Consider the following 12,488-nt stretch of genomic DNA (forward strand, 5'->3'; position numbering starts at 1 on the left):
TCAGGAATATTGCTTCGCAGCCTTCGGCAGCTCCTACAGATGCATGGAACCTTGCACCCCATTGCCTGACCCTTCACCCTTACCCTTCCGCAATCCTTCGAAGAGCGTTTCATGGGTTGGCTCAATCGCCATAAATTCCTGCCGTTTCTTGCCTGGCTCCCCCGACAGACTCGTGCCACCGTGGGTCGTGATGCGGTAGTAGGGTTGAGCGGGGCGATTCTGGCCCTGCCGCAATCCATCGCTTACGCCCTGATCGCCGGCCTGCCTGCCGAGTACGGTTTATACGCGGCGATAGTGCCGGTCATGATCGCCTGTTTGTGGGGATCTTCCTGGCATTTGATCTGCGGGCCGACAGCGGCGATTTCAGTCGTGCTCTACGCCAGTATCAGCCCGCTGGCGGTCCCCGCCAGTCAGGATTACATCACCCTGATTCTGTTGCTGACGTTCATTGCCGGGCTGTTCCAGCTGTTGCTCGGCATGGTGCGTTTCGGCGCGCTGGTGAACTTCGTCTCACATTCGGTAGTGCTCGGCTTCACCCTGGGTGCTGCCGTAGTGATTGCCTTGGGGCAGATGCCCAACCTGATCGGTATTGATTTACCCAGCCAGACTACAGCCCTGAAAAGCCTGGTTGCAGTGCTGGAACATCGAGGTGAGCTGGACACGCCGTCACTCATTCTGGGTTTGCTGACGCTGGTGCTCGGCATAGTGCTGAAGCTGCTGGTACCGCGCTGGCCAACTTTGTTGATCACCCTGATCGCCTCCAGTCTGCTGGTCTGGCTCTGGCCTGCGATGTTTGGCCATGTGCGCGTGGTTTCCGCATTCGTCGGCCATCTACCGCCGTTGAGCCCGCTGCCGCTGGACCCGGAACTGATCCTCAAACTGCTGCCCTCCGCCGTGGCGGTGGGCATGCTCGGGCTGGTTAACAGCCTGTCGATTTCCCGCTCGCTGTCCACCCGCTCCCAGCAACTGATCGACGCCAATCAGGAAGTCCGCGCCCAAGGGCTGTCGAACATGGGTGGCAGCCTGTTCTCAGGGTTTCTGTCAGCGGGTTCGTTTACGCGCTCGGCACTGAGTTTTGAAGCGGGCGCCAACTCACCCTTGGCCGGCATATTTTCCGCGTTGTGGGTGGCGCTGTTTGCCGTCGCCGGAGCATCGTTGATCGCGCACATTCCGATTCCGGCCATGGCGGCTTCAATTCTGCTGATTTGTTGGGGGCTGGTGGACCGGCGGGGTATTCGTGCCTTGTACCGGGTCAGTCGCTCCGAGTTTCTGGTCATGGCCCTGACCTGCGTCGCGACGTTGCTACTCGAACTGCAAACCGCGATTTACGCAGGGGTGCTGGCGTCGTTGTTCTTCTACCTCAAGCGAACCTCACAGCCAGTCGTGCAGCAGTGGCGCGACGGCGACGAAGACATCATGCGCGTGGGCGGCTCGATCTTTTTTGGTGCCAGCCACTATTTGCAGACAAGACTGCAGCGCACTGAAGGCAAACACGTGGTCATTGAGGCGCAGCACATCAACTTCATCGATTACTCCGGCGTCGAGATGCTTCATCAGGAAGCCCGACGCCTGCGTGATCACGGCCGAACCCTGACGTTGCGTCGGGCCAGGCCGCAGGTGATCGAAGAATTGCGCAAGCTGGAAGGGGAGGAGAAATGCCCGATCCGGTTCGAAGATTAAGCGCCGAGTTGCCTGCGCAATTCGGCCAGCACTGGCGCAGAGTCCGGTCGCACGCCGCGCCATAACAGGAAGGCCTCTGCGGCTTGCTCGACCAGCATGCCCAAGCCATCCACCGATTGTGCTGCGCCGTGCTCGGCGGCCCATCGACAAAACGCCGTAGGCTCGCTGCCGTACATCATGTCGTAGCAGAAGGTTTTACCGGGCTCGATCAGGCTCGGCGAAATCGGCGGCAGCTCTCCGGCCAGGCTAGCGGAGGTGGCGTTGATGATCACGTCAACGGACTCTTCCAGCCAATCGAAGCCGCTGGCAAACACCGGCCCCAGATCAGCGAATTGCTGGGCGAGTAGCTCGGCTTTTTCTACGGTTCGATTAGCGATCACCAATACCGACGGACGCTCGGCCAACAACGGTTCCAGCGCACCGCGCACTGCGCCCCCCGCACCGAGCAACAATATGCGTTTGCCGCGAAGGCTTACGCCGCAGTTGACCGTCAGATCCCGCACCAGGCCCGCGCCATCCGTGTTATCGCCCAGCAGGGTCCCGTCAGCCAGCTTGCTCAAGGTGTTGACCGCGCCTGCACGCCGGGCGCGTTCGGTCAGGCTGTCGACCATGCGATAGGCCTGCTCCTTGAACGGCACTGTCACGTTGGCTCCACGGCCTTCGCTGAAGAAAGCCATCGCGAATGCCGGGAAGTCATCCCGCGGCGCGAGAGCCGTGCAGTAATCCAACTGCTGACCGGTCTGCTCGGCGAACAGTCCATGGATAAGCGGTGACTTGCTATGACCGATGGGGTTGCCGAAGACGGCGTAGTGATCCATTGGGTTTCCTGAAAGCCGAGCTTGTGAATACTGAACCCTGTGGGAGCTGGGCTTGCCCGCGATAGGGGCGACGCGATCTGAAGTAAACCCCGTCCAGTCTTATCGCGGGCAAGCCCAGCTCCCACAAGGGAGATGCATTTCAAATTAAGATAGCTACAAAGTCTTACCCCAACGCCAACCAATCCCGATCCTGCAGGAAATACTCGGTCAGGCGCGCTTCTTCGCTGCCTGGCACTGCTTTCCAGTCATAGCCCCAGCGCACTTGCGGCGGCAGCGACATGAGGATCGACTCGGTACGGCCTCCCGATTGCAGACCGAACAGCGTGCCGCGGTCGTAAACGAGGTTGAATTCCACATAACGCCCGCGACGGAATTCCTGAAACTCGCGTTGCTGCGCGGTATAAGCGTCTGCTTTGCGACGACGCACAATGGGCAGATAAGCGTCGATAAAGGCATCGCCAATCGCGCGCATGAAGGCAAAGCTGGTGTCGAAATCCCACTGGTTCAGATCGTCGAAGAACAAGCCGCCAACACCGCGTGGCTCGTTGCGATGCTTGAGGTGGAAGTAACTGTCGCACCACGCCTTGTAGCGTGGATAGACGTCAGCACCAAACGGCGCACACGCTTGCTCGGCAACCCGGTGCCAATGCACGCAGTCTTCTTCAACGCCGTAGTAAGGCGTCAGATCGAAACCACCGCCGAACCACCAGACCGCTTCCTCGCCTTCTTTTTCTGCGATGAAAAAACGCACGTTAGCGTGAGACGTCGGCACATGCGGGTTGTGCGGATGGATCACCAGCGACACGCCCAGCGCCTCGAAACCACGTCCGGCCAGCTCAGGCCGATGGGCACTGGCAGAAGGCGGCAGGCTGGTGCCGAACACATGAGAGAAGTTGACGCCGCCTTTCTCGATCATCGCGCCATTCTCGGCAACCCGCGTACGCCCACCGCCACCTGCGGGGCGAGTCCAGGCGTCTTCGAAGAAACGGGCATCACCGTCTTCCTGTTCCAGAGCGGTACAGATCCGGTCTTGCAGATCGAGCAGATAGGCTTTGACGGCCTCAGTGCGGCTAGAAGACATGGCGACCTCTTAAACTGACTTCAGACGGCTGGCCCCCGGACTTCAAGGGCGGCAGCGAAATTGGCGCGTAGCATAACACCCGCTGGCAATCGACCGCAGTTGACGAAGCGCAAACGAAGGAGTCCGATAGAGCGCTTTCACATTCCTGTTTCGATTGATCATGGAGAGAACAAATGGCAAAGCGTATCCAGTTCAGCACGACCGGTGGCCCGGAAGTTCTTGAGTATGTGGACTTCGAACCGGCCCAGCCTGGCCCGCAACAGGTACGTGTGCGCAACAAGGCCATAGGCCTGAATTTCATCGAAACCTACTTCCGCAGCGGCCTGTACCCGGTGCCGTCCTTTCCGTCGGGGCTGGGTAACGAAGGCGCGGGCATCGTCGATGCCGTGGGCAGCGAAGTCAGCCGCTTCAAAGTCGGCGACCGCGTGGCATACGGCACCGGTCCGCTCGGTAGCTACAGCGAGCTGCATACCTTGCCGGAAGCCAATCTGGTGCATCTGCCGGAAGCGATCAGCTTTGAGCAGGCCGCCGCCATCATGCTCAAAGGCCTGACCGTGCAGTACTTACTGCGTCAGACCTACGTCGTTAAACCGGGTGAAACAATCCTGTTTCACGCCGCAGCCGGTGGCGTAGGCTCCCTGGCCTGCCAATGGGCCAAGGCGCTGGGCGCGAAGCTGATCGGCACTGTCAGTTCCGCCGAGAAAGCCGCTCACGCCAAGGCGCTGGGTGCCTGGGAAGTGATCGATTACAGCAAGGACGATGTGGCGAAACGCGTGCTGGAATTGACCGACGGCCAGAAATGCCCGGTGGTTTATGACGGCGTTGGGCAGGACACCTGGACCACTTCGCTGGATTGCGTTGCCCCGCGCGGCCTGTTGGTCAGTTTCGGAAATGCATCCGGGCCGGTTGCAGGCGTGAACCTGGGGATTCTGGCGAGCAAAGGTTCATTGTACGTAACGCGCCCAACCCTCGGCAGCTACGCCAGCACGCCACAGAACCTGCAAAGCATGGCCGACGAACTGTTCGACATGCTCGCCAGCGGCAAGATCAAGGTGGATAACATCCAGCAATTTGCCCTCAAGGATGCAGGCAAAGCGCAGATCGAACTGTCGGGCCGACGCACCACTGGCTCAACTATTTTGATTCCTTGATTTGAAATGCAAACACCTGAAGGAGATTCTTTGAGGGCCTGCTAGCTCAATTCCCTGTGGGAGCGAATTCATTCGCGAAGGGGCAGTTACATCCGCCACTTATGTGTCGACTGAAACACCGCCTTCCCGAATAAATTCGGTCCCACAGTTCCATCATGAGCCCGAGATCATGTTCGACCCCGAGGGACCGAATTACCCCGCTCGAACAACCTCTGCCGTAGCGATATCGCGAATCACGCTCGGGTTACGGCGGCCACCCAGGCTGCCGCTGAGCACGCCATCGATCTGCCCACGGAAATACTGCTCGACCCTCAGACGTGAGCGGGCAGCAGGGCGGCCCGCCGGGTTGGCCGAGGTAGAAATCAGCGGCCCGACCAATGCACACAGCTCACGCACCGTTGGGTGATCGCTGACGCGCAACGCCACCGTCTCGTGAACACCCGTAATCCATTGAGGCAAGAGGTTCTGGTGAGGCACCAGCCACGTGTTGGGACCGGGCCAGGTGCTGGCCATACGATCAATCCACAGCTCCGGGAAATCTTCGAACAGGAAGTCGAACTGACGAATGTTGTCAGCGATCAGAATCAGCCCTTTCTCCACAGGCCGCGATTTGATCGCCAGCAGACGGTAAACCGCTTCTTCATCCCACGGGTCACACCCCAGCCCCCACACCGCTTCGGTTGGATAGGCAATGACCGCACCGGCACGAATATCTCGGGCGGCTTGTTGCACTCGCCAACTGCTGACCATTTTCACTCTCCACTAAAACATTGTCGGCAGTTTAACCTCAGGCTGCGCGCGCAAACCATCGTCCTGCTTCACAGGTAATGCGTCCGTCCAGCTCCAGTTCGGTCAACGCAGCGAGCACTTTCGGCAACGCCCAGCCAATGGAGTGCGCCAACGCTTCACTGGTGTGTGGCGCTGCATGCAGCAAAGCCAGCAGCGGATGGTCGATAGCGACTTCGGTTGTCTGCACCGTTTCAGTGGGTGCCACCACCTGCCAGCCACGCAAAGCTTCGAGAATGTGATGCACCGTCTCGACCAGTACAGCGCCATCGCGAATCAACTGATGACAGCCACGCGCGCCGGGGTGATGAATCGAACCCGGGATGGCGTACACCTCGCGGCCCTGTTCGGCAGCCAAACGAGCTGTGATCAGCGAACCGCTGGCAACGCTCGCCTCGACCACCAGCACACCCAGGGACAAGCCACTGATGATTCGGTTGCGACGCGGAAAGTTGCTGGCAGTAGGACCTGCATCCAGCGGGAACTCGGAAACCACTGCACTTCCTTCGGCAATCATCCGCGCCGCCAACGCTCGGTGGCGCTGTGGATAAAGTTTTTCGATACCAGTGCCGAGGACGCCGATTGTAGAGCCGCCGACGTCCAGGGCGGCCTGATGCGCAGCGCCATCAATGCCCAACGCCAGTCCGCTGGTGATGACAAATCCGGCACCCGCAAGACTTTTCGAAAAGGCTGCCGCGGTATCCAGGCCCGGACGTGAAGCGCGGCGGCTGCCGACCATGCCCAACTGCGGCCGGTCAAGAATCGAAGCGTTACCTGCGACAAACAGAAGAGGAGGTGGATCGGGGATTTCCGCCAGCAATGCCGGATAGTGCGGATCGTCCCACATCAGCAAATGCTGGTCCGGACGCTCTAACCAGACCAGTGCGGCACTCGCACCATCGCGTACATCCGGATCACGTCGAGCCTCTGCGCACGCCGTCGGCAATCCCAGAGAACGCCATGCGCTAGCCGGTGCACTGAGCGCAGCAGAAGCGCTGCCGAACGCATTGATCAACTTGAAGAATCGCTTTGGCCCCACCTCCGGCAAGCGATGCAGGCGCAAACGCGCTTCCTGTTCGGCAGGCGAATGGGCAGCTTTTTCAAACAGTGGCATAAGATCTTCCTTGATCTGCAGCGCACCAAAATTGGTGGCCAATCCTGTGGATAACTCTGTTAACAACAATTTGATAACTGGTGAAGCAACGACAAGAATCTGTATTAATTCTGCAACATGACGTTAAGGATTTCTGACCTTATCCATCACCGCCAGAGAACGATTGGCATTAAGAACCAGCGCGTAGCTGAGTTTGTCGTAAGTACGGAAAATCATCAGAAGACCCGAACGTTCGTCAGGAATTTTGACTTGTTCACCGGTGATGCGATCACGGACAGTCTCGCCAGTTTTGTAGATCGCCAGCACGTTGCCTTCGATCAGGCCGTCTCGCTTGCCACGATCCACTGTGACCACATCCATGACACCGATCTGATTCACACCCCGTGGAACGTCGATGATCAGGCCGTTGATCGGGTTACCTGGCTCGCTTGGCAGGAAGCTGGAGTTGATTGCCCGCTCTTCGCTGGCGAACAATCGATCGCCCAGGCGCACTTCCTGATTCGAGCGTTGCAGCATCAACGTGGAGATATCACCTTCGGTCGCGACAATTTCGCCTCCGCCAATCTCGTCAGCGTTAATCCCCAGTACTTCCTGAGTGACCGGATCGGTGTAGGTTTTGCCTTGGCGGAAGATGCCGTAAACCGAATGCGCAGGGTCCAAAGCACCTCGGGCATAGATACGGTCGCCGATCCCGCTCAGCACCCGCTCGGCATTGCCAGCCACGATGTACGGCGCTCTGTCGAATTGCTCGGGAGTGTCTACAATGCGGTTGCTGAGCAGAAAAGCATTGATTGCGCCCAAGGGAATACTCGGCACCGCTTCGATCATCGGCGTACTGCGCACCTGTGGCGACAGCTTGACGGTGCCGCGTGATGCGCCGCGATTGAGGGTGACGCGGGGCTGGCCGTCCACATAACTCAGCGTCAAGGTATCGCCGGGATAGATCAGATCAGGGTCATGGACCTGCGGGTTGGCGCGCCAGATTTCCTGCCATTTCCAGGGCTCACTGAGAAACTTGCCTGAAATGTCCCAAAGCGTGTCACCAGCAACGACGGTATAACGCTGGGGATGGCCTTCCCTGAGTTGCACTTGCGCCTGCACAAGACCGGTCGCGGCCAACAGCAGCAGGGCGAGTAGTGATTTCCTCATGCAGTGAATCCCTTTATCATGTTGCTTCGCGTGAACATAGAGTCCTATCCGGCTCGGTGTGAAAATGGTTGCCCCGCTTGAACGTCCAAAGCCTAGCAGCCTATTTTGACTTTACCCTACAAGTGCAGCTCTTACGTATATGGCTATTCTAAACATCCTCGAGTTTCCCGATTCGCGCCTGCGCACCATCGCCAAGCCGGTGGCCGTAGTAGACGCCGACATTCGTCAGTTGGTCGATGACATGTTTGAAACCATGTATGAGGCGCCAGGTATCGGGCTGGCTGCAACCCAGGTCAACGTCCATAAGCGTGTCGTGGTCATGGACCTCAGCGAAGACCGCAGCGAGCCTCGGGTTTTCATCAACCCCGAGATCGAAATGCTGACTGACGAAATGGATCAGTATCAGGAAGGCTGTCTCTCCGTTCCAGGCTTCTACGAAAACGTGGATCGCCCGCAAAAAGTGCGTATCAAGGCACTGGACCGTGACGGCAAGGCTTACGAAGAAATCGCCGAAGGCCTGCTTGCTGTGTGTATCCAGCATGAGTGTGATCACCTGAACGGCAAACTGTTCGTCGATTACCTGTCCAACCTCAAGCGCGACCGGATCAAGAAAAAGCTCGAAAAACTGCACAAGCAGAATGCTTGATTCAGCTAAACCTGTGGGAGCCGGGCTTGGTCTGGGCGGCATTCCGACGATAAGGCTGATGCGGTCTAGCTGATATTTTCGCCGACCTTATCGTCGGAATGCCGCCCAGACCAAGCCCGGCTCCCACAAAGGCACAACCATCCAGCCAGCCTACAACTCCCTCCTTTCCCAACGAGAAGCCCATGACTGAGCCACTGCGCATCGTCTTCGCCGGCACCCCAGAGTTCGCCGCTGAACACCTCAAGGCCTTGCTCGACAGCCCTCACCAGATCATCGCGGTCTACACCCAGCCTGATCGCCCGGCCGGTCGTGGACAAAAGCTGATGCCGAGCCCGGTCAAACAACTGGCTGTGCAACACGATATTCCGGTGCTGCAACCGCCAACCCTGCGCGATGCCGCGGCCCAGGCCGAACTGGCTGCGCTCAAGCCTGATTTGCTGGTAGTGGTCGCTTACGGTCTGATCCTCCCGCAAGTCGTGCTGGATATCCCGCGTCTGGGCTGCATCAACAGCCACGCATCGCTGCTGCCACGCTGGCGTGGTGCGGCGCCGATTCAACGCGCCGTAGAAGCAGGCGATGCCGAAAGCGGCGTCACGGTCATGCGCATGGAACTGGGCCTGGACACAGGCCCGATGCTGCTCAAGGCCGTCACGCCCATCACCGCTGAAGACACCGGCGGCTCTTTGCATGACCGCTTGGCTGAACTGGGCCCGCCTGCTGTATTGCAAGCGATTGCCGGTCTGGCCGATGGCACACTGATCGGTGAGGTGCAGGATGACAGCCTCGCCACTTACGCTCACAAGCTCAACAAGGACGAAGCGCGTATCGACTGGACCCGTCCGGCCGAAGAGCTGGAGCGTCTGGTTCGTGCATTCAATCCATGGCCGATCTGCCACAGCACGCTGAACGGCGAAGCCCTGAAAGTCCTCGCCGCCAGCTTCGCTGAAGGGCAGGGCGAGCCGGGCGTCATTCTCGAAGCAAGCAAGGACGGTCTGATTGTCGCGTGTGGCCAGGGAGCGCTGCGTCTGACTCGCCTGCAATTGCCCGGCGGCAAGCCACTGAACTTCACTGACCTGTTCAACAGCCGTCGCGAGAAGTTCGCCATCGGCACCGTGCTGGGCCAACCGGTAACGGCGCAATGAACCCGCGTCTGACCGCCGCCAAGGCACTGGCCGCTGTGCTCAGCGGCAAAGCTTCGCTCAACAGTTCGCTGCCGACGCAGATGGACAAGGTTGAAGTTCGTGATCGCGGCCTGACTCAGGATCTGGCGTTCGGCACCGCCCGCTGGCAACCGCGTCTTTCTGCGCTGGCGGCAAAACTGTTGCAAAAGCCTTTCAAGGCCGCCGATGCCGACGTCGAGGCGTTGCTGCTGGTGGGTTTGTATCAACTTCTGTATTCGCGTATTCCGGCTCATGCCGCCATCGGCGAAACCGTAGGGTGTGCAGACAAACTGAAAAAGCCCTGGGCCAAGGCGTTGCTCAACGCCGTGCTGCGCCGTGCCCAGCGTGAAAGCGAAGCATTGTTGGCCGAGCTGGAACATGATCCGGTGGTGCGTACATCACACCCACGCTGGCTGCAAAAAGCGTTGAAAGCCGCCTGGCCGGAACAGTGGGAAGCCATCTGCGCCGCCAATAACGCGCATCCGCCGATGATTCTGCGGGTCAATCGTCGGCACAACAGCCGCGATCAATACCTCGAACTACTGGCCAAGGCCGGCATTGAAGCAGGCGGCTGTACGTTCAGTCAGGACGGTATTCTCCTGACTGAACCTTGCGATGTACGCAGCCTGCCGGGCTTCGCCGAAGGCTGGATCAGCGTGCAGGACGAAGCCGCGCAACTGGCTGCCGATCTGCTGGAACTGGCTCCAGGCCAACGGGTGCTGGACGCCTGTTGCGCTCCTGGCGGTAAAACCTGTCACTTGCTGGAAGTCCAGCCTGCGCTTGAAGGCGTAGTGGCGGTGGATCTGGAGGCCAAGCGTCTCGTACGGGTGCGCGAAAACCTGGAGCGCCTTGGTCTGAGTGCCGAGTTGATCGCTGCCGATGCCCGGGAAACCGCACAATGGTGGGACGGCAAGCCGTTCCAGCGCATCCTGCTCGATGCGCCGTGCTCGGCAACCGGCGTGATCCGTCGTCATCCCGACATCAAGCTGACCCGTCAGGCTGATGACATCCCGGCCTTGGCAACCCTGCAGGGCGAGTTGCTTGATGCCCTTTGGCCAACCCTGCAAGTCGGCGGCATTCTGCTTTACGCTACCTGCTCGACACTGCCCATGGAGAACACCGAAGTCATCGAGGCGTTTCTGACCCGTACCTCCGGCGCTCGCGAGCTGGACATCGCCGGTCAGCTCGGCCAGCAACCACCGGGCATGAAACAGCCGCACGGTCGCCAGTTGCTCGCGCAGGAAGGCGGGCATGACGGGTTCTATTACGCCAAACTGATCAAGATCGCTGCTTGACTGCTTCAAAGTCGTAAGACCCGTGGGAGCGAATTCATTCGCGAATGCTATGTTGGAGGCGATAAATATTTGCCGAATGTACTGGCCTCTTCGCGAATAAATTCGCTCCCACAGTATTTCTATCACCCACAGATCCCTGCGATTAACTTTCAAGGAATTACTGATTGAAAATCATCATCCTCGGCGCAGGGCAGGTTGGCGGTACGCTGGCTGAGCACCTCGCCAGCGAAGCCAACGACATCACCGTGGTCGACACCGATGGCGACCGGTTGCGTGATCTGGGCGATCGCCTGGATATCCGCACGGTGCAGGGCCGTGGCTCGTTCCCGACCGTACTCCGTCAGGCCGGTGCAGATGATGCCGACATGCTGGTGGCAGTGACCAACAGCGACGAAACCAACATGGTTGCCTGCCAGGTCGCCTACACGCTGTTCCACACTCCCACCAAGATTGCTCGAGTGCGGGAAGCGGCCTATCTGACCCGTGCAGGTCTGTTCGACAACGATGCCATTCCCGTTGACGTGCTGATCAGTCCCGAGCAGGTCGTCACCAACTACATCAAGCGTCTGATCGAATACCCCGGCTCACTGCAGGTGATCGATTTTGCAGGCGGCAAAGCACAACTGGTTGCAGTAAAAGCCTATTACGGCGGACCGCTGGTCGGTCAGCAACTGCGCCAGTTGCGTGAACACATGCCCAATGTCGACATGCGGGTAGCCGCCATCTTCCGACGTGACCGGCCGATCCTGCCGCAAGGCGACACGGTTATCGAAGCGGACGATGAGGTGTTCTTCATCGCCGCCAAGGCAGACATTCGTGCCGTCATGAGCGAGATGCGCCGTCTGGACGAGAACTACAAACGCATCGTCATCGCGGGCGGAGGGCATATCGGCGAGCGCCTGGCGGAAGCCATCGAGAGCCGCTATCAGGTCAAGATCATCGAGATGAACCCGGCCCGTTGTCGGCATCTGTCGGAATCGCTTAACAGCACCGTCGTGCTGCAAGGCAGCGCTTCAGACCGTGATCTCCTGCTGGAAGAGAACATCGCCAACACCGATCTGTTCCTGGCCCTGACCAACGACGATGAAGCCAACATCATGTCGTCGTTGCTGGCCAAGCGTATGGGCGCGCGCAAGGTGATAACCATCATCAACAACGCGGCGTATGTCGATCTGGTCCAGGGCGGCGAAATAGATATCGCGGTCAGCCCGCAACTGGCAACCATCGGCACCTTACTGGCTCACGTGCGCCGCGGCGACATCGTCAGCGTGCATTCACTGCGCCGCGGTGCAGCCGAGGCCATCGAAGTGGTTGCTCACGGCGACACCAAGTCCAGTAAGGTCATCGGCAAAGCCATCAAGGACATCGCGCTGCCGTCAGGCACCACGATTGGGGCCATCATCCGAGCCGACGAAGTACTCATCGCCCACGACGCGACCGTGATCGAAACCGGCGACCACGTGATCATGTTCCTTGTGGATAAAAAGTACATCCGCGATGTGGAGCGGTTGTTCCAGGTGGGGTTGAGCTTTTTCTAAGCGGGAAGGTGGTTTCCTTGTAGGAGCTGCCGAAGGCTGCGAAGCGTGTTTCATGACACACCGCATTCGC

11 protein-coding genes are annotated in these 12,488 nt (G+C 59.2%); 6 read left to right on the forward strand and 5 right to left on the reverse strand.

What is annotated here, in order from left to right; translation table 11 throughout:
* The first annotated feature begins 111 nt into the window (after positions 1-111).
* A complete protein-coding gene (locus tag RX972_RS08820) occupies positions 112-1,680 on the forward strand; it encodes a SulP family inorganic anion transporter (RefSeq protein WP_316874110.1) in 1,569 nt (522 codons plus the stop codon).
* Here the strand turns inward: RX972_RS08820 and aroE are convergent.
* Together aroE and hemF are read right to left on the reverse strand one after the other, a co-directional pair.
* Entirely contained in the window at positions 1,677-2,498 is an 822-nt protein-coding gene (gene aroE, locus RX972_RS08825; RefSeq protein ID WP_316874111.1) for a shikimate dehydrogenase, read from the reverse strand. The two genes, RX972_RS08820 and aroE, sit on opposite strands and share 4 nt — an antisense overlap.
* A 163-nt stretch (positions 2,499-2,661) precedes the next feature.
* Positions 2,662-3,579, reverse strand: a complete 918-nt coding sequence (gene hemF, locus RX972_RS08830) for an oxygen-dependent coproporphyrinogen oxidase (protein WP_099270209.1) — start codon at positions 3,577-3,579, stop codon at positions 2,662-2,664.
* A gap of 173 nt (positions 3,580-3,752) precedes the next feature.
* On the opposite strand from hemF, the gene RX972_RS08835 reads away from it, so the two are divergent.
* Positions 3,753-4,730: an NADPH:quinone reductase gene (locus tag RX972_RS08835; protein WP_316874113.1), complete on the forward strand. Its 978-nt coding sequence runs from the start codon at positions 3,753-3,755 to the stop codon at positions 4,728-4,730.
* A 192-nt stretch (positions 4,731-4,922) separates the two neighbouring features.
* Here RX972_RS08835 and RX972_RS08840 read toward each other — a convergent pair whose 3' ends face one another.
* The 3 genes from RX972_RS08840 to RX972_RS08850 all read right to left on the reverse strand — a co-directional run bounded on the left by RX972_RS08840 (position 4,923) and on the right by RX972_RS08850 (position 7,779).
* Complete coding sequence (locus RX972_RS08840; protein WP_316874114.1) at positions 4,923-5,480, reverse strand: L-threonylcarbamoyladenylate synthase; 558 nt, start codon at positions 5,478-5,480, stop codon at positions 4,923-4,925.
* Positions 5,481-5,517: 37 nt separating this feature from the next.
* Positions 5,518-6,630, reverse strand: a complete 1,113-nt coding sequence (gene dprA / locus RX972_RS08845; RefSeq protein WP_316874116.1) for a DNA-processing protein DprA — start codon at positions 6,628-6,630, stop codon at positions 5,518-5,520.
* A gap of 123 nt (positions 6,631-6,753) precedes the next feature.
* The gene (locus RX972_RS08850) at positions 6,754-7,779 is read right to left on the reverse strand and encodes a LysM peptidoglycan-binding domain-containing protein (protein ID WP_316874118.1); all 1,026 of its coding nucleotides are present in this window, start codon (positions 7,777-7,779) and stop codon (positions 6,754-6,756) included.
* A 139-nt stretch (positions 7,780-7,918) separates the two neighbouring features.
* On the opposite strand from RX972_RS08850, the gene def reads away from it, so the two are divergent.
* The 4 genes from def to trkA all read left to right on the forward strand — a co-directional run bounded on the left by def (position 7,919) and on the right by trkA (position 12,418).
* A complete protein-coding gene (gene def, locus RX972_RS08855; RefSeq protein ID WP_027901565.1) occupies positions 7,919-8,425 on the forward strand; it encodes a peptide deformylase in 507 nt (168 codons plus the stop codon).
* A gap of 182 nt (positions 8,426-8,607) precedes the next feature.
* On the forward strand, positions 8,608-9,567 hold the full coding sequence (fmt, locus tag RX972_RS08860) for a methionyl-tRNA formyltransferase (protein WP_316874120.1): 960 nt from the start codon (positions 8,608-8,610) through the stop codon (positions 9,565-9,567).
* Entirely contained in the window at positions 9,564-10,880 is a 1,317-nt protein-coding gene (gene rsmB, locus RX972_RS08865) for a 16S rRNA (cytosine(967)-C(5))-methyltransferase RsmB (protein ID WP_316874122.1), read from the forward strand. The genes fmt and rsmB overlap by 4 nt, the downstream gene beginning before the upstream one ends.
* A gap of 164 nt (positions 10,881-11,044) precedes the next feature.
* Entirely contained in the window at positions 11,045-12,418 is a 1,374-nt protein-coding gene (trkA, locus tag RX972_RS08870; protein WP_027901568.1) for a Trk system potassium transporter TrkA, read from the forward strand.
* Positions 12,419-12,488 lie beyond the last annotated feature (70 nt).

Origin of the sequence: Pseudomonas syringae group sp. J309-1, assembly GCF_032582135.1 — a bacterium.
Classification (GTDB): Bacteria; Pseudomonadota; Gammaproteobacteria; order Pseudomonadales; family Pseudomonadaceae; genus Aquipseudomonas; species Aquipseudomonas quasicaspiana.

What these genes read in the sequence shown, in the direction of transcription:
- RX972_RS08820 (WP_316874110.1), top strand. Translation starts at nt 112, where the DNA reads ATGGGTTGGCTCAATCGCCATAAATTCCTGCCGTTTCTTGCCTGGCTC.
- aroE (WP_316874111.1), bottom strand. Translation starts at nt 2,498, where the DNA reads ATGGATCACTACGCCGTCTTCGGCAACCCCATCGGTCATAGCAAGTCA.
- hemF (WP_099270209.1), bottom strand. Translation starts at nt 3,579, where the DNA reads ATGTCTTCTAGCCGCACTGAGGCCGTCAAAGCCTATCTGCTCGATCTG.
- RX972_RS08835 (WP_316874113.1), top strand. Translation starts at nt 3,753, where the DNA reads ATGGCAAAGCGTATCCAGTTCAGCACGACCGGTGGCCCGGAAGTTCTT.
- RX972_RS08840 (WP_316874114.1), bottom strand. Translation starts at nt 5,480, where the DNA reads ATGGTCAGCAGTTGGCGAGTGCAACAAGCCGCCCGAGATATTCGTGCC.
- dprA (WP_316874116.1), bottom strand. Translation starts at nt 6,630, where the DNA reads ATGCCACTGTTTGAAAAAGCTGCCCATTCGCCTGCCGAACAGGAAGCG.
- RX972_RS08850 (WP_316874118.1), bottom strand. Translation starts at nt 7,779, where the DNA reads ATGAGGAAATCACTACTCGCCCTGCTGCTGTTGGCCGCGACCGGTCTT.
- def (WP_027901565.1), top strand. Translation starts at nt 7,919, where the DNA reads ATGGCTATTCTAAACATCCTCGAGTTTCCCGATTCGCGCCTGCGCACC.
- fmt (WP_316874120.1), top strand. Translation starts at nt 8,608, where the DNA reads ATGACTGAGCCACTGCGCATCGTCTTCGCCGGCACCCCAGAGTTCGCC.
- rsmB (WP_316874122.1), top strand. Translation starts at nt 9,564, where the DNA reads ATGAACCCGCGTCTGACCGCCGCCAAGGCACTGGCCGCTGTGCTCAGC.